Source organism: Ruminococcus sp. NATIVEDY160, assembly GCF_045819885.1.
Lineage (GTDB): Bacteria > Bacillota > Clostridia > Oscillospirales > Acutalibacteraceae > Ruminococcoides.
On the sequence record NZ_CP162391.1, the window covers coordinates 1492688 to 1508591 of the forward strand.

15 protein-coding genes are annotated in these 15904 nt (G+C 50.8%); 3 read left to right on the forward strand and 12 right to left on the reverse strand.

Annotation, left to right across the window (positions count from 1 at the left end):
* Positions 1–13: 13 nt before the first annotated feature.
* The 8 genes from AB1I49_RS07330 to AB1I49_RS07365 form a co-directional block, all read right to left on the reverse strand.
* Complete coding sequence (locus tag AB1I49_RS07330) at positions 14–673, reverse strand: hypothetical protein (protein ID WP_407720556.1); 660 nt, start codon at positions 671–673, stop codon at positions 14–16.
* A gap of 4 nt (positions 674–677) precedes the next feature.
* Positions 678–1457 (reverse strand): acyl-CoA dehydratase activase, encoded by a 780-nt coding sequence (locus AB1I49_RS07335; RefSeq protein WP_201426537.1) that lies wholly within the window; start codon positions 1455–1457, stop codon positions 678–680.
* A 5-nt stretch (positions 1458–1462) separates the two neighbouring features.
* Positions 1463–1918, reverse strand: a complete 456-nt coding sequence (locus AB1I49_RS07340; protein ID WP_407721653.1) for a 2-hydroxyacyl-CoA dehydratase — start codon at positions 1916–1918, stop codon at positions 1463–1465.
* Positions 1894–2766 (reverse strand): hypothetical protein, encoded by an 873-nt coding sequence (locus AB1I49_RS07345; RefSeq protein WP_407720557.1) that lies wholly within the window; start codon positions 2764–2766, stop codon positions 1894–1896. The genes AB1I49_RS07340 and AB1I49_RS07345 overlap by 25 nt, the downstream gene beginning before the upstream one ends.
* A 10-nt stretch (positions 2767–2776) precedes the next feature.
* Entirely contained in the window at positions 2777–4039 is a 1263-nt protein-coding gene (locus AB1I49_RS07350; protein ID WP_407720558.1) for a 2-hydroxyacyl-CoA dehydratase, read from the reverse strand.
* Complete coding sequence (locus tag AB1I49_RS07355; protein WP_407720559.1) at positions 4020–4541, reverse strand: hypothetical protein; 522 nt, start codon at positions 4539–4541, stop codon at positions 4020–4022. Before AB1I49_RS07355 ends, AB1I49_RS07350 begins: the two co-directional genes overlap by 20 nt.
* Before the next feature lie 250 nt (positions 4542–4791).
* Positions 4792–5010 (reverse strand): hypothetical protein, encoded by a 219-nt coding sequence (locus AB1I49_RS07360; RefSeq protein WP_316611492.1) that lies wholly within the window; start codon positions 5008–5010, stop codon positions 4792–4794.
* A gap of 5 nt (positions 5011–5015) precedes the next feature.
* Positions 5016–5624, reverse strand: a complete 609-nt coding sequence (locus AB1I49_RS07365) for a polymorphic toxin type 50 domain-containing protein (RefSeq protein WP_407720560.1) — start codon at positions 5622–5624, stop codon at positions 5016–5018.
* A 15-nt stretch (positions 5625–5639) separates the two neighbouring features.
* On the opposite strand from AB1I49_RS07365, the gene AB1I49_RS07370 reads away from it, so the two are divergent.
* Both AB1I49_RS07370 and AB1I49_RS07375 read left to right on the forward strand, forming a co-directional pair.
* Positions 5640–6074: a carbon starvation CstA family protein gene (locus AB1I49_RS07370; RefSeq protein WP_316611488.1), complete on the forward strand. Its 435-nt coding sequence runs from the start codon at positions 5640–5642 to the stop codon at positions 6072–6074.
* A 160-nt stretch (positions 6075–6234) separates the two neighbouring features.
* Complete coding sequence (locus AB1I49_RS07375) at positions 6235–8463, forward strand: leucine-rich repeat protein (RefSeq protein ID WP_407720561.1); 2229 nt, start codon at positions 6235–6237, stop codon at positions 8461–8463.
* Between the two features lie 96 nt (positions 8464–8559).
* On the opposite strand, the gene AB1I49_RS07380 is transcribed toward AB1I49_RS07375, so the two are convergent.
* The 3 genes from AB1I49_RS07380 to AB1I49_RS07390 all read right to left on the reverse strand — a co-directional run bounded on the left by AB1I49_RS07380 (position 8560) and on the right by AB1I49_RS07390 (position 14042).
* Positions 8560–11370, reverse strand: coding sequence for a leucine-rich repeat protein (locus AB1I49_RS07380; protein ID WP_407720562.1), 2811 nt, complete (start codon positions 11368–11370; stop codon positions 8560–8562).
* Between the two features lie 16 nt (positions 11371–11386).
* On the reverse strand, positions 11387–12484 hold the full coding sequence (locus AB1I49_RS07385; protein WP_407720563.1) for a hypothetical protein: 1098 nt from the start codon (positions 12482–12484) through the stop codon (positions 11387–11389).
* Positions 12485–12641: 157 nt separating this feature from the next.
* Positions 12642–14042, reverse strand: a complete 1401-nt coding sequence (locus AB1I49_RS07390; RefSeq protein WP_407720564.1) for a helix-turn-helix transcriptional regulator — start codon at positions 14040–14042, stop codon at positions 12642–12644.
* 154 nt (positions 14043–14196) lie between these two features.
* Here AB1I49_RS07390 and AB1I49_RS07395 point away from each other — a divergent pair, with 154 nt between their 5' ends.
* The gene (locus AB1I49_RS07395; RefSeq protein ID WP_316611482.1) at positions 14197–14643 is read left to right on the forward strand and encodes a GNAT family N-acetyltransferase; all 447 of its coding nucleotides are present in this window, start codon (positions 14197–14199) and stop codon (positions 14641–14643) included.
* Positions 14644–14701: 58 nt separating this feature from the next.
* Here AB1I49_RS07395 and coaBC read toward each other — a convergent pair whose 3' ends face one another.
* Entirely contained in the window at positions 14702–15895 is a 1194-nt protein-coding gene (coaBC, locus tag AB1I49_RS07400) for a bifunctional phosphopantothenoylcysteine decarboxylase/phosphopantothenate--cysteine ligase CoaBC (RefSeq protein ID WP_407720565.1), read from the reverse strand.
* Positions 15896–15904: the final 9 nt, after the last annotated feature.

The window sequence follows — 15904 nt, forward strand, 5'->3', positions numbered from 1 at the left end:
GTTGTCATTTTTATTAATTATACCAAAACAGTGATACCATTGCAAGAATCAAAAACGCGATATATACCGTCAGCTGAACCCACGGCATCGCCTTGCCGAGCTGCGAGCGGATTTTGCCGCTGAGCGCGCCCGATAGTCCGAATATCAGTAGCATCGGCGAAAGCGAGCTTGCGAGCGCGAACACTGTTCCGAGCAGAAACGCTTCCGGAATTGACAGAGTGATTACGTAGCCCGCGACCATAATCAGCGGCGCGCACGGTGTAGCTCCGTAGGCAAGTCCTACTGTAAACGATGGGATCACGCGGCTCATGTTCTTTGACGAGCACTTGCCGCCGCATTTTGAGCAGGTTTTTTTACGGTCTCTGAACCATTTCCAAATCAGAAACAGCGCCGAGGCGAGCATTATCCACGACATGGCGTGGTGGAGATTGAAGCCGCCGATATAGCCGTTTTCGTCGATGAATACATTTCCGATCGCAGCGCAGATGGTAGTGATCGAGCAGACGGCAAGCACCTTTCCGAGGAAGAATCCACCGACATGCTTCATCGAGGAAGCAAAACCGCCGCCCTCGGAAAGAATGTATACCGCCAGAAACGATGACGCCGAAGTGCCGCAGCAGGTACCGCAGCCGAGTCCGACGGAAATTGCAGCTGTGAGCACTTCCGCTAACATACGATCAGCCCCTTTCGCTCGCGAGCAGCGCCGCGCCTATCGCGCCGTTGAACTGAGGATGGTTCGCCACAAACACGTCGCGGATAAGCTCGTCCTCAAACGCCTTTCGCAGTCCTATATTCAATGCTCCGCCGCCGGTCATCAGGACGTCGCCGTTCTTTTCGCTCTTCTTCATCATCTTGATAATGCGCTTAGCCATTGAAAGGTGCATTCCCGAGAGTATATCGCGGCGGTCGTACTTGCGCGCGATAAGCGAGATGACCTCTGACTGCGCGAATACTACGCAGGTGCTGTTAATGTCGCAGGGCGCGCTGCTCTCGAGTGAAAGCGGGCCGACCTGATCGATAGTCGTCTCGAGTATCTGCGCGATGACCTCCATAAACTTGCCTGTTCCGGCAGCGCATTTGTCGTTCATGCTGAAATTCTTGACCGAGTAGTTGGAGTCAAGATAAATTATCTTGCTGTCCTGACCGCCGATGTCTACGATCATGCCCGGGTGGTACTCCCTCGGTGCCGTGACCCTTACGCCGTAGGCGTGGGCGGTGATCTCGCTGACATCGTCGTCCGCGACCTCGAGAATCTTGCGGCTGTAGCCTGTCGCCATCGTATATGCTATGCTTCCGACTCCGCTCTCACTCATCAGCTTTGCGAGCAGCTTCTTGGCGGAAGTGTTGTTGTCGATACCTGTTGAGGTGACGCCTGTGCGTATCACCCTCTTGTGCTCATCGAGCAGGGCGGCCTTGAGGTAGGTTGAGCCGCCGTCAAGTCCTGCGTATACCTTCATCGAAATTACCCCTTTCCGTATTTTATCAGCTCGATAAACGCCTCTACGCGGATTCTGAGCTGTTCAACATCTTCTTCGTTATAGTCGCTCTCGACGCGGATAACGGGAATATTCAGCTTGCCGAGCTCCTCCTCGAGCACCTGATATTCGTAGTCGTAAACAAGACATCCGCGCAGAACGTGGTAGATAACGCCCTGTACATTGTAGTCCTTGAGCATCTGCATGATTCTGTAGACCCTTCGCTTGTTGTCTGTAAAGGTCGGGCAGGTACAGGGACGTGTGCTCTTGTTCGCAAGCGCCCGCATTATCCCGTCCGTGCTCTGATCGACGATCGCGGGGGGATCGTAGGCTCCGCGTTCTCCCATACAGGTTTCGTCGCCGACGAGCGCTCCGCCCATCTCCTCGATAAGCAGCGGAAGCTTGAAGTTCGGAAATACTATAGGCGAGCCTGTGATGAGGATTCTCGGGCGGTTCTCCTTCTTCTCTTGTCCCTCGCCATAACTCCCGTCTTGCCGACTGGCAGCTTCTCTTTTTTGTAGAGCAGCTTGCGAAGGAGAACTTCGAGGGTGATACAAACCGCCGAAACCAGAATGATGATACCGAACGGCAGCATTGCAAACAGCCAGCGTGTGGTGAATATCGTATCCGCCTCAACCTGATAGTTGATTGAATAGGTGTTCAGCGCGTCGGGGCGGTAGGTAAAGGTCAGGCCGTTTCTCACGTCGTTGAGATTCAGCCCCGTGATGTCGCCGTTTTCGTCGGTTGTAATGGTTTTCACCGTGCCGTCGGCGAGAGTTACCGTGATTTCTGAGTTCTTCACCGGCTCGGAATTAAAGTAAACCGTGAAGCTCTCTCTGTCCTTGTAAACGACTTCAAACGGTATCTCATTGCTGAGGAACGAGTTCGCGGTAGCATCGTAGCCCTGAGTGTACTCCATATCGGTCTTCGCAACTCTCGTGACGTTCTCGGTCACGCCGTCGCCGTTTGTGTCCTCCCTGATACCCGTCTGAACCGCCGCGAAGCTGCCCGCGAAATCGGACGGCAGCGATTCGATGTAGGTGTTCTCAATAACAGCTGCGCCGCTGTAGGTGAGCGCGTACACCGTTGTATTATCTCCGCTGTGCAGGGTCACAGCATCGTTATCGTATGTAAACGAGAGCGCTTCGCCGTCGTTGGCAACGCTCAGCGTGGCTCTCTCGACAGGGTCGTCGTATTGGAAAAATGCCAGATCTGCCGCAAAGTACGCCGCAACGCAAAGAGCGACGGCAAAAACGGCGAAGAGTATTTTTCCTGCTGTCTTGTTCTTCATATCTCGCCTCCTATGCGGTGTGTCTGTACCTTCGCGCAACCAGCCTGCGCTGCGTCAGCATTTCGCCGAACGCCTCCATGCGGATTCGAAGCTGCTCCATATCCTGATACTGATAGTCGGTTTCGAGTCTGAATACGGGAATGTCCTTTTTCTCCGCGGCTTTCTCGATATGCGGAAGCTCAAAGTCGTACTCAATCTGTCCCTTGAGGATATGGCAGACGATCCCGTCGGGCTTGAGCTGCTTGATCAGGTTCATGACGTATGAGTACATTCCCGTGTTATATATTCTCGCGCCTGAGGAAATCGTGCTCAGGTGGATCTGCGCGATCTTTCTGAGAAGATTGTCGGCTGAGCCGAAGCGGTTCGCTCTGCCGAGCTCGATTGACGCTTCCAGAGAAAGGCTGTCGGCAACCGCGGCAATGTTCATTCCCGCAGAAGTTATAAGCTGCGGAACCTTGTAGTTCGGGAACACAACGGGCGAGCCGAGGATAAGGATACGCGGTCTGTCCTTGCGTCTGTAGGCATAGTGATTCATAATATTCTCAAGCTCATTTACAAGAGCGGTGATATGAAGCAGCCATTCGTCGAGGCTGTCGGCAAAGTACATGCTCTGTGAAGCGAGAATCACGGCCTCGTCAGTGATGAAGCCGCCTGCCAAGGCTGCTGTATCGAGGAAGTTCTGTCTTTGGCGGTGCGCAGAGGCGACCTTCCTGACGGAAGCTCTGAGGTGACGGACATTGAAGCGCTTGCCTGTATGCCTGCCGATCGTTTCCGCGAGAGTCACAAGCTGCTCTGTGTAAAATCTGATCGAATTCTCGCTCTCGTCTGCCGGCGGAACGTCGATAGCCGCTACCTTTCTGCCGCTGTTTCTAAGAATCGAAATCAGCTTGCGCCTGCTGTCAGAGGATACAGCCGTAACGATAAGCGCGTTTTTCGTGATGTCAAACTCGGGATTTATCAGCCAGCCTATCGAGGAACGGCTGAACGGATCGGTGTCGCGCGGAGTCAGTTCGTCTGCCCAGTGGGCTGTCTCGAGGCTTCCGCCAAGCACATAAAACGGACGGTCGCAGACGGAATAGAGAATCTCTGCCGGAATATCGTCGCCGAGCACGATAACGCCGGGATTTCTGCTCTGAAGATAATCTCTGTTGAACCTAGCCGCCGCTGTTTCAAAAAACCAGTTCAGTTCGTGCAGCATAGGGTTTTCCTTTTGGATTCTGTTTATTGTTTCTATCGCTTCATTAAAAAATGAATTATGCTCCATAGGTTTCATAATATTCCACCGTCGCGCTCTCTGCTTTAGCGCGTCCTTTCATACATCTCGGGTTTACAAGCAGGCAGTTGTGTCTGCAGCCGCCGCAGGTCATGCTGCGTAAAAACTGCTCGAGCGTAGGCACGTCGCCGCTTGTATCGTTCTGCTCAAATACCAGCTCGTTTTCGTCATCACTTTCGGGAGAGTAATCGTTTGTGATGATCTCCTCGGTCGCGTACTGCTCGGTGATCACTTCTGTTACGGGAGCGGTGGTATCGGGCTCTGTCGGAACCGTCGTCGGCTCTGTAATATCGTACCTTGTAGTACCCTGAGTCGCCTGAGCTGCAGTTGTCGGCTGTGTTGCGGGCTGTGTTGTTGCCGCTGCCGTTGAGGGACTTGTCGCCCATTCGCTCATTGTCTGACTCTCGCTGTTTATCATTGAAAACGGCAAACGTATCAGCGCGTATGTGAAGCAAACGCCTACCGTCGCCGCCGAAAACCTCTTTATTATTTTCATTCTCATATGAGTCACCTCCTATGTTCTGACTATATATTACATGCCTTTCCTAATACGAACTTAAAATACTTTTTATTCTTTCCAAAAGGCTTTAATCGCCGCCAACAAGACGGACAAGCCCGTAAATATCCACACGGCTATCCAACACCCTGTCGGAATATTGAAGACGTTTGCTGATAATATGTATATGATTATGAGCAAAGATAACATTTGACTTCCTTTCGGGCATAAGAAAAGCACGCTGAAAATCAACGTGCTATAATCTTTCAATGCTTATGATTTCTGTTTCATATAATCCGTACACTTTCCCGTCTGTTGATAAAATATCAAGTTGAGCTATTTCAGGCTCATTGTCAAGTGCTTGGGTAAACCCATAATACTTACCTTCCACCAAAGTATCATCTGTGCATTTCACACGGAGAGTTACTTTGTTGTTTAGCCCTTTTATGGCAGCCAATTTACCGTATAAATCCATACTCGTTACTCCTCTCTCGGGACAATGTGAACGCCTTTATTGCTATAGTGTATCTTGAATGATTTTGTAATTTGTTCGGTTTTTGCCTTGCTGTTTACTGCATATCCGACATAATCATCGGAGACAATAATTTCCTTTTTAGACCACTGCCCATTTTTATTATAAACCAGCTTACCGTGACTGGCATATTTATTTACAAGCAGTTGTATTTTTTCAACGGGAACTGTAATATAACTTTTCCCCTCAATGTAATTATTGTGTCCTTTAATATGTTTACCCTGACTGCCCTCACTAACCGTAAGGTTGACTTTACCATCTTGAATCAGTTTTGAAATTTCTTCTGGTTGCAAGTCTATTATATCATCTAATTTAACTTTTTCAACCGTTTTTTCAGCTTTTTCAGCCTGTTTTCCGAAAGAAACATCCATGCCCTTCCTGCCGTCAATGCTGATCCGCTCCCTCTGCTGGGGCAGGTTCATCGCCTTGGAAAACGCGGCGTATTCGTTTGACAGCGCGCGGTATTTCGCCTTGGCGGCGTTGATGTCGTCCTCGTTCGCCCCGCCCTTTTCAAGCAGCTCGATCTCCTCGCGCTTGCGGCGCAGGCTTGCTTCCATGCGACACAGTCGCCCATGATTGCGAAGTGTATCAAATCCGAAAAGGAAGGCAGAAAGATATTCTACGGCGCGATGATCAGCGAGTCTGTTATCGCTCTGGTCTGGGCGGCGGCAGGCGTCGCGTTCTACGGAACAACACAGCTCCTGAGCGATGCGCTCGCCAACGGCGCTTCAAACGTTGTATATGAGATCTCCACGGGAGTTCTGGGCGTATTCGGCGGTGTGCTCGCGGTAGCAGGCGTTATCGTCTGCCCCATCACCTCGGGCGACACAGCGTTCCCGGCTGCGTTTATGTCCGCAGTCAGCCTGACCTACATTATGATGGCTCAGGAGGGCTTCAGGCTCACTCAGACAATCTCGTACATCTCAGGCGCTTCGTTTGCCGCGGTACTGTTCGTAATCTATCTGGTATTCCTTATCCGCAGGCAAAAGACTCTTAAGCCCATTTAATATCAATACGGTCTGACCGCTATGTGCTGTCAGACCGTATTTTCTTTATTTGAATTAAAGAATTAATACAGATTTTTGCCATAATATTGATTTATTACTGTAGAAGCAGTATAATATAATTAGGAAAGTATCAAACGCTGAAGAAAGAGAGGATTAAGCTATGAAACGGAAAATAAAACCACTGGCTGTGCTTTCAGCCGCCCTGATTCTGGCAGGAAGCGTTCCCGCGTCAACCGCCTTTGCCGCGACCGACGAGGGAAGCGATACTTCTCACATATCTCAGATCGTTGATCCGGTAGTCAGCAATTTCTATCAATATATGCTCAACGACTCTGGCGAAGCTATCCTCCTGGATTATTATGGTACCGCGGAAGATATTGTTATACCCGACGAGATCGACGGACACCCGGTCACAGAGCTTAACGGCAATTTGTACCGCCACAAAAAGAATTTAATAACCCTGACGATTCCCGAGGGTATAAAGACCATTCACGGCGTAGTTTGCTGGAACTGCCCGAGCCTCACGACCGTTTATTACAACGCGCCCGAGTGCGAAGCAGAAAACGGCTTCGGCGCCTGTCCCGCGCTCGAGGACTTTATTATCGGCGAAAATGTTAAGTACATTTCGGGCGGCATTATCCCCGGCAGCATAAAGTACCTGACGATTCCCGACTCTGTTACAAGAATTGCGCCTGAAGCGTTCCAGAGCAGGATCAACCTGAAATCAATCATCATTCCCGACAGCGTTACAACCATCGGAGAAAGCGCGTTCAGATACTGCAGCGAGCTTGAGGAAATTAAAATTGGCAGCGGCGTCACAGAGATTTCCGACACCATGTTTACATCATGCCGCAAGCTGAAAAAAGTCGAGCTGCCCGACGGTATAACGCGCATAGGCACGGAGGCTTTCAACGACTGCCAGCTGCTCAGTGATATAAATATCCCGAATCAGCTCAGAGAAATCGGTGACAGAGCCTTTGCCGGGTGCGGTAAGCTGAGCAGCGTAACCTTCCCCGTTACTCTCGAATCGATCGGTGCGGGAGCGTTTGTGAACTGCATGAATCTCGTTAAGGCAGACCTTACTGAAAACATAAAATCCATCGGCATTATGGCGTTCTTCTGCACGGGCATTTCGAGCGTGAAAATCCCACAGGGAATTACCGAGATAAGCACTCAGTGCTTCTACGGCTGCACAAAGCTCACCGAAGCGTACATTCCCGAGGGTGTTACAACAATCGGCGGAGGAGCTTTTGCGAGATGTAAGTTCACCTCTCTCAGCCTTCCCGAGAGCATCACGACGATCCACGGCAACGCGTTCGGCGGCTGCAATGAGCTCACCGACGTTCATCTCGGCAAAAACGTCACATTCATCGGCGACAGCGCGTTCAGCGCCTGCACCTCGCTGCAAACCATCAATATTCCGGATACCGTCACCGAGATCCAGAACAACGCCTTCAAGGACGACTCTGCCCTGACAGCTATTCACGTTCCCGACGGCGTGACCTACATCGGCTCAAGCTGCTTTATGAACTGCGAATCGCTCGAAAGCATTGACGTTCCCGACAGCGTCACCGAGATTCGCTCGAACGCGTTCAACGGCTGCGCGAAAATGACTGAGCTGCCGTTCTCAGACGCGGTTATCTGTATTGGCAGTCAGGCTCTGCACAACACTCCCTGGCTCGACGCTCAGGCTGACGGCTTGGTTCTCGCAAGAAAAGTCGCCTATACCTACAAGGGAGATATGATCGAAAACACTGCCCTCACTCTCCCCGACGGAATAATAGGAATCGCAAACGGCGCGTTCTATTATCAGCGCAACCTGACCTCTGTAACGGTTCCCGACGGAGTCAGGCATATTGACGCGTATGCATTCATGGGCTGCAGCAATCTCAGCGAGGTAAAGCTTCCTCAGAGCATAGATTACATCGGCAGTTACACATTTTCGAAATGCAGTGAGCTTGAGAGCTTCACAATTCCGGGTTCCGTCACGGCAATCAAGCCAAATACCTTTGACGGCTGCTCAAAGCTGGAGTCAATCACTATTCCGCGCTCTGTCACAAGCATTGACGGCACCGCGTTCCTTAACTGCGATAAGCTCAAAACCGTATACGGCTACCTTGGTACCTACGGCGAAAAATACGCGAAATACAGGCGCTGGACGTTCATTCCGATACGTGATGACGGCTCGGTTATTATCAAAGGCGATCTCAGCGGCAACGGCAGCATCGAGGTTGACGATGTTACAACGGTTCAAAAAGTCATCAGCGAGCTTGTTGAATCCACTCCTGAGCTCGAGTACGCCGCCGACGTGAACAAGGACGGCAAAACCGACATCTCCGACGCGACACTGATTCAGAAATACATTGCGGAAATGGTTGATTCACTGTAATAACACAAAACAAACGCCTTCGCGGAAACAATGCGAAGGCGTTATTTTTTATACAAGCAACAGCGGCAGCCCTTGAAGAGCTGCCGTTGTCTTTATTTATTCTGTTATCAATTCGCCGATGTGGTTGCCGTCTTTATAATCCGCCAGATACCGCTGGATACTTGTTGCATCGGTAATATCCAGACCGTCTCTGCCGATATCGGCAGCCTTATCGTTGAAATTCTCAACTTCAAGGTCTGCGATTTTCTTCTGGATCGATGTTACGTCGTTTATGGTTACTTCTCCGTCGCCGTCCGCGTCACCCAGAATGTAGCTCTCGGTGCCGCCCTTTGAGTCGGAAATAACAACTCCCTTCTCGCTGTAACCGCCTGAGATCACCTCAACGCCTTCGCCGAGCACAATCGCGCCCTCTTTGTCGGAGATAGACTCGCTTATCGCTCTCTGTACCGCCTCTATCGTCAAAGTGCCGCCTGTAACGCCGACTCTGCTGTTTTCGCTGTCGGAGGTGATTCCGCACTGACCTCTGAGTGTGAGCGAACCGCTGCTGAGCATGAGCGAGCTTGAATCCTGATCGTTGCCGAGGAGAAGTCCTACGCCCTCGGTGCTCTCGGCTACAACCATGCTGTCCTCGAGATTGAAGCCGCCGTTATTCACAACGATACCCGAGAAGCGTGAGCTGCACTGAGAGAGAATGTGGGATTTGTTCTTGATTGCAAGCGATTTCGACCAGATGCCTGTTGCCGCGGAGTTGATAGTGATGTCAACGCCGTCCAGAGTGAGCTTTCCTGTGCAGTAGAAGCCGTAGCCGTACAATGCCGTGCTTTCGGTAATGGTCAGGCTGCCGTCGCCTGTGACCTTTATGTCGTGAGGAACCATATTGTAATCCTCGTCAAACTCATAGCTGCCGATGCCGTCGCCGCCTGTCTCGGTAATGGAGCACTTGCCGTTGACAACAACAGTCAGTTCCTTGTCGAGGAAGGTAAGGATACCTGTGCCGAGGTAGTCCTTCTCAGCGCCCTGAGTGATCTGCGCGTTATCAAGAGTGAGTGTATATTCCTTCGGGTCAAAGGTCGCGGTACCCTCGCCGCACTGTACGGTGAGGTGATCCTCGGTGATCTGCTCATTGTTGACCCAGAGGTCGTACGCAGTCGGGACGTGGCTCGTTACAACATAGACGCTGAAGTGGTCGGTTACGAATTCCATTGCATCGTCGTCAGCGTTGTAGCCGGCTTTCATATCGGTCAGACTGCCGTCTTCCTCCTGGCGGAAAACCTTTGCTTTCTCGTCGCCGCCCGGGATTTTTACAATTACGTCGCCCTCGGGCTGAACGGTCTCGCCGCCCTCTGTGAGCTTGATGTCATAAGCCTTATCGACCTTATTGTCACCTTCAACCTTGATTGCCTCAAGCTGAGCTTCGTCTGTAATTTCATTAACGGTCGGTGTCGCCTCGGGCTTTGCAGTCACCTTAACGCCGCCCGATTCCTTCTCGGTGTAGCCTGTGGGCGGAAGGAGCTTCTGCGGCTCAATAATCAGACCGCAGTCTCCGCAGTGAACGCCCGCCGTCTTGCCCGCGGTGGTCGCTGTCGGCTCTACCGCAGGGTCGTTAATCTTCCAGTGACTGTAAGGCTTGCGGAAGTCGGACTTGCTGCTCTCACTGCAGTTCTCGCAGTAGGTCAGGGTGTAGCCCTGCTCGGTGCAGGTGGGATATACCTTCTTGGTTTTCCACTTGTGACCCGTCGCGGGAAGGATCGTATTTTCGCTGAAATACTGGTAGCCGCATTCACACAGATAGATCATCAGGCCGTCCGTCGTGCAGGTGGGAGGAATCGACGTTGAGGCTATGTAAATATGCGAGAGCGGATTTGCCGGGTCATGATTGAGCTGAATAGCCTGAGCGGCTCCGCCGCCACCGCCGCCATAAGCGGGATCGGTGTTCACCTGATAGTTATTCTCCTCCTGGATCTTTGCTTTCAGAGCGGGAGAAGCGTAAATATTCACCTTGCTGCGCGCATATCCGAAGGGCTGGTAACCGATTTCCTCGACGCTTGAGGGTACATGGACGTCGGTGAGGCTCGTTTCCAGAAAAGCCTGCGCGCCGATCTTTTTCAGCGTGTTCGGCAGGCCGACACAATGGATATTCTTGCAGTACATGAACGCGCTGTAGCCAATCTCGGTAACACCGTAAGGGATCTCCACAGAAGTGATACCGAAAAGATTCTCCATGCCTCTCAGACTGCTGCCATAGAAGGCGTAGTCCTCAATTTTCTTCAGCTTGCCGACAGGCATAACGCAGTTGACGAGCGTCTGATGATTATAGAACGCGTAGGAGTGAATCGTGGTGACAGAGGTCGGCAGATTGACAACGCCCATATTGAATCTCGCAAATACAACGCCGTATTCATCCGGGTCTGCGTCGATGCCGTTGATTGTATCGTTATAGTTCTTGTTCGCCTGCTTTGCGTAAAGCACGCCGCCCTTGTACTCGAAATATTTGTTTTCGGAGCTGATGTTGATTGTCTCCAAGGCGGTGCAGTCCATCAGCATCCAGCCTGCGATATACCGCATATTCGCCGGAATTGTCAGCTCGGTCATGGTTTTGTGGTTCTTAAAGTGACGGTCGTCCTTATTGTTTGGATCCGTATTTCCGAAAATGTAGTTGTTGTAAAGAAATACAACGGGCTTGCCGTCGATCTCATTCGGTATAGTTACCTTTTCATCATCGCCGGTGTAGTTGGTGAGCCAGATTTCATCGTAGCTCTCATAGGTTTTAGAGTCATATCTTGAGTGTACCTCATACTCCCAGTTGCCGTAGGTGAACTTTTGCGCGGCGTTCACCGTCACGGGCATTATGCTGAACAGGGACAGCACAAGCGCCGTGCACAGAATTATTGATAACAGCTTTTTCATTATTACTCTCCTTTAATTAATCTTTGTCTATCCAGCCGACATAGCCTTCGGTGTACTGATTGTCAGTAATCGGCGTATATCGGTTCTGATCTCCGATATCGTCCAAAAATCCGTTGTAGGCGCGGTAGATCTCGCCGGTACTGTTGTCGTAGACGCGCTCATACTCCTGCAGCATATCCGAACGCTTCTCCTGAATGATGGTGTCTGACTTGCTTCTCTCCTCAAACGCCTCCATAACGGGGTCGTTATCGTTAACGGTGGTTTGCGGGTTTGTCGCCGACTTAGCTATCTCCTGCCACTGCTTGATGTAGTAGTCGGTGTACTGGAATGACTTGGCTATCGTATCGATAACGGGAGCCCAGTTAACAAGACTGCCCATAGGCGCCCACTGGGTGCAAATACAGTTGATCTCCCACGCGCCGTAATTTGAACCTCTGATGATTACGTCCTTGGAATCCATAATCACCGCGGAGTATACGCCCTCGCCTTCCCAGCCGTTTTCCTTGAAGGTAGCGTACAGCGCCTGATAATCGCGGATAGGAGTGTACGGACGGATTGACTGTATTAGCTCCTTGTTGTTTGGAACGCAGGAATTCTGAACCGTGAAGTAGTCCGTGGTGTCCTTGTACATCGTCTCAAAATACTCCTGAACCGTACCCTCAGACAGTGAAATGCTGAAGCCGAGTGTGGACGCCATTGACGCGTCCTTGGCGGCATAGGCGTGATCCTGATTAAAAAAGCCTATCTTGCCGTCGGGGCTGACAGCTCTCCACGCAAGCTGGTTCGCGTCGCCCTGAAACTCAACCTGCCAGCCGCTCGGAATCTGCAGTGTAAAGTACTGGTTCGAATATGGCTCCCACTGTACAGACGCCCACTCTGCCGGTCTGACATTGACGTTCTCTATCGCCGGAGGTTGGGTTTCCTCGGGATAATAGACGTACTTTGTCGTGGACTCCTCAGTTGATGGTACGAAATCAGTCGTTTCAATCTCGATGTCCTCGTAGTCCTCAGTGTCGTCAATTAACAAATTGCCGAGGAATCCCAGTCCGTAGCAGCCTGTCAGCGAGAACGTGACTAGCAGCGCCGAAAGGATAAGGGCTATTATTTTTTTCATGTATCTGCCTCCTTGAAAAATAGTTTATCTCATGATAAATCTACCACATATCTCGTAAAAATGATATAGAATGTTCCTGCTATGTGGCTTGTTTATGCGGTTTTTTAAACAAAAAATCCTCTCCGCCACGGGAGAGGATAAAACACAAAAATATCGGTCAATTATTTATGACAAGCTTGCACAGAGCCGAGCGGGTCTGTACTCCGGTCTTTTTGTAGATAGAAGTGACGTGGTGCCGCAGGGTGCTGACGGAGATATTAAGCCTCAAAGCTATCACGTCCTGCTTGTCGTCGGTGGTCACAAGCTCGCGGAGCACCTTCATCTCTGAGGGTGTGATACGGTAGCTGTCCTGAATCACCGGGAACGGGTCAGGCGGAAGCTCAGGCTCATAAGTAGTTTCGGGAACAGGCGCTTCTTCGGCAGCTTCGGGCATTGACAGATCAAACGCGCCGGTGAGCGCCATCATCACAATAACCACGACGAGAGCAATTATATCGATTATCAGAACCGCGACCTGAGAAAGTGCAGAAAACTTGAGCGTCATTCCAAGTATTACAGCCGCGCTGTCGAGAACCCGTCCCATGACCGCCCAGACCGCGGGATGCTTTGTCCTCGAGGCAAGCCGCAGAAACGTCAGGTTATAGTAGGCAATAACAGATGTAATGGCGACATAGTACAGGCACATATTCAGTATGTATGTCTCTCTGCCGAGCAATACAGTGTTCAGAAGCGCGACAACAACAACGCAGAGTGTGCTCAGAGGCAATAGCTTGCCGCCCTTTATATCTGCCAAAAAGCCGAAAAGAAGGATCGCGGGTATCATCAGAAGCCGAGGCCAGGTGTAGACGTTGTAGTCGGTGTAGCCCGACGCTACCTGCAGATGATGAATATAGCTGTTATAATAGGTTGTAAAAATCAGCAGAGCCATGGTAATAACTACCGTATAGAACAAAATCGACCGTGGAACAAAGTCTTTTCTCTGTTCGGGCAAGGCTATTGTTTCCTTACTCTTTATCAGGAGAAAACCCATCACGGCAAAGGCTGCAGCAAGCAGTACCGACAAAGCGGGGATCACCGTCCACTGAAGCTGCAGGCAGAACTGAAGCGCGACCGCGGCGGCATATCCTATTCCTATACACAATCCCGCACGCGTTTTTTTCGCAGTAAGGGCTGCCAGCCGGTAATAGACCGCTCCGCCAGTACAGCCGAGGAAAAACACTGTAAGCCCCGTTGTTACGAGATAAAGCAATGAGTCAGCCGGGCTGAATAGCATTACAAGCGCGCCAGACATGCACAACGCAAGTGAAGAAACAGTCAGACCGTTCTTAATCTTCTCCGAAAGCAGTCTCGGCTTGATGAGAGCATGAGAGAAAAAGCCGCAAATCACAACAATCTGAATAAAGAGATACACCAGCTCCTGGTGCTGTTCCGCAAGAAAGCCGCGTCCCGCCTGATTGCCCATGCGGAGGATAATAAACTGCACGAACATAAAGGCTGAGAACAAAACGGCCATTCTTATATTCTTATTCCTTTTAACGGATAATATTGCATTATTCATTGTCTTTTCTCCCTGATTCTTGTCAACAACACAATTATTATAACGGAATAACAAGATTTTTTCAATAGGATTTTTTGAATTCACAAAGAGGTGGTTTTTTCCCTAATGGTGTGTTATTATTAATTATGAAAGAAAAATTGAAAGGATTGATAATATGAAATATGATTATATCACTCTGCGCGAACGTCCCGAAATTAAGGAAACCGCTGCGGAATGGTTCAGCTCAAAATGGGGCGTGCCAAAGGAAGCGTATCTCGAGTGCATGGAGGATTACCTGAGCGGCAAAACGGAGTACGGCTGGTACCTCTGCCTCGACAGCGATAAAATCGTCGGCGGTATGGGCGTTATCGAGAACGATTTCCACGAGAGAAAGGATTTAGCTCCCAATGTCTGCGCCGTTTATACCGAGGAGAGTTACCGCGGTCAGGGTATCGCGGGAACGCTGCTGGATATGGTAGTCGACGATTTGCGATCCAAGGGCATCTCGCCTTTATACCTTATCACCGACCACACGGGCTTTTATGAGCGGTACGGCTGGGAGTTCTTCTGCATGGTTCAGGGCAGCGACCCCGAGCCTTCAAGAATGTATATACATAAATAAAAAAACGGCAGCTGCCGACCAGAAAAAGCCATACCGCGGTTTTCGCGATATGGCTTATTTATCTGCACATAGTCAATAGCTCATCGAGGAGTTTGTCAGCCGCGTCCGATTTTGACAGAAGCGGCAGGTCAGTCACTCCGTCGCGCTTAATCAGCACAAGGTGGTTTGTGTCCGTGCCGAAGCCCGAGCCTTCATCTCTGAGTGAATTCGCCGCAATCAGATCGGCGTTTTTCTTCTGCAGCTTGGCGCGCGAGTTCTCGAGCATATTCTCGGTTTCCATAGAGAACCCGCAGAGCACCTGACCGTCGCGCTTGTTCTCACCGAGCCATTTGAGGATATCCGCCGTGCGCTTCATCGGAATCGAAAGGCCGCCGTCGGATTTCTTTATCTTCTCATCAGCCGTGATCTCGGGAGTATAGTCGGCGACAGCGGCGGTCTTGATGATGATATCCGCGTCGGCAGAATTCGCCTTGACAGCTTCAAACATATCCTGAGCGCTCAAAACATTTACGACTCTCACAAACGGCGGCGGGTCAATACTCACGGGACCGCTAACGAGAGTTACCTCTGCTCCTCTGAGCATGGCCTGACGCACCACGGCGTAGCCCATCTTGCCTGTGGAGTGATTTGTGATAAAACGGACAGGGTCAATGCTCTCTCTTGTCGGTCCCGCCGTAACAAGCACCCTCTTCCCTGCCAGATCTTTTTCTTTCGCAATCACACGGAGAATGTAATCGAGCAGAACCTGCTCGGACGGCATTTTGCCTGCTCCGGTGTATCCGCAGGCGAGGTAGCCGTTGTCGGGCGGAATGACTGTTACGCCGAACTCCTCAAGCGTTTTTATATTGCGCTGAACAACGGGATTTGTGAACATATTCACGTTCATCGCGGGCGACACTATAACGGGGCATTTCATTGCGAGATACGTCGTGCTGAGCATATCGTCGGCGATTCCGTGCGCCATCTTTGCTATTATATTCGCAGATGCGGGTGCAACAAGCATTACGTCCGCCTTGTCGGCAATGGAAACGTGAGCCACGTTATACATGAAGTTGCGGTCGAAGGTGTCGGTCATGCACTTGTTTTTTGTGAGCGTTTCAAAGGTGATCGGGTTGATAAAATTCGTCGCATTCTTCGTCATTATCACGTGAACGTCGGCGTGCAGCTTAACAAGACTGCTCGCGAGATTCGCGATTTTATACGCTGCGATACTGCCCGTAACGCCGAGAACAACTGTTTTTCCTTTTAACATGGCGGCTCC

Bases quoted from the DNA above. Each gene is read 5' to 3' on its own strand.
- AB1I49_RS07390 (WP_407720564.1), bottom strand. From the start codon at position 14,042: ATGAATAATGCAATATTATCCGTTAAAAGGAATAAGAATATAAGAATG.
- AB1I49_RS07385 (WP_407720563.1), bottom strand. From the start codon at position 12,484: ATGAAAAAAATAATAGCCCTTATCCTTTCGGCGCTGCTAGTCACGTTC.
- AB1I49_RS07330 (WP_407720556.1), bottom strand. From the start codon at position 673: ATGTTAGCGGAAGTGCTCACAGCTGCAATTTCCGTCGGACTCGGCTGC.
- AB1I49_RS07345 (WP_407720557.1), bottom strand. From the start codon at position 2,766: ATGAAGAACAAGACAGCAGGAAAAATACTCTTCGCCGTTTTTGCCGTC.
- AB1I49_RS07355 (WP_407720559.1), bottom strand. From the start codon at position 4,541: ATGAGAATGAAAATAATAAAGAGGTTTTCGGCGGCGACGGTAGGCGTT.
- AB1I49_RS07370 (WP_316611488.1), top strand. From the start codon at position 5,640: ATGATTGCGAAGTGTATCAAATCCGAAAAGGAAGGCAGAAAGATATTC.
- AB1I49_RS07375 (WP_407720561.1), top strand. From the start codon at position 6,235: ATGAAACGGAAAATAAAACCACTGGCTGTGCTTTCAGCCGCCCTGATT.
- AB1I49_RS07360 (WP_316611492.1), bottom strand. From the start codon at position 5,010: ATGGATTTATACGGTAAATTGGCTGCCATAAAAGGGCTAAACAACAAA.
- AB1I49_RS07380 (WP_407720562.1), bottom strand. From the start codon at position 11,370: ATGAAAAAGCTGTTATCAATAATTCTGTGCACGGCGCTTGTGCTGTCC.
- AB1I49_RS07335 (WP_201426537.1), bottom strand. From the start codon at position 1,457: ATGAAGGTATACGCAGGACTTGACGGCGGCTCAACCTACCTCAAGGCC.
- AB1I49_RS07365 (WP_407720560.1), bottom strand. From the start codon at position 5,624: ATGGAAGCAAGCCTGCGCCGCAAGCGCGAGGAGATCGAGCTGCTTGAA.
- AB1I49_RS07395 (WP_316611482.1), top strand. From the start codon at position 14,197: ATGAAATATGATTATATCACTCTGCGCGAACGTCCCGAAATTAAGGAA.
- coaBC (WP_407720565.1), bottom strand. From the start codon at position 15,895: ATGTTAAAAGGAAAAACAGTTGTTCTCGGCGTTACGGGCAGTATCGCA.
- AB1I49_RS07350 (WP_407720558.1), bottom strand. From the start codon at position 4,039: ATGAAACCTATGGAGCATAATTCATTTTTTAATGAAGCGATAGAAACA.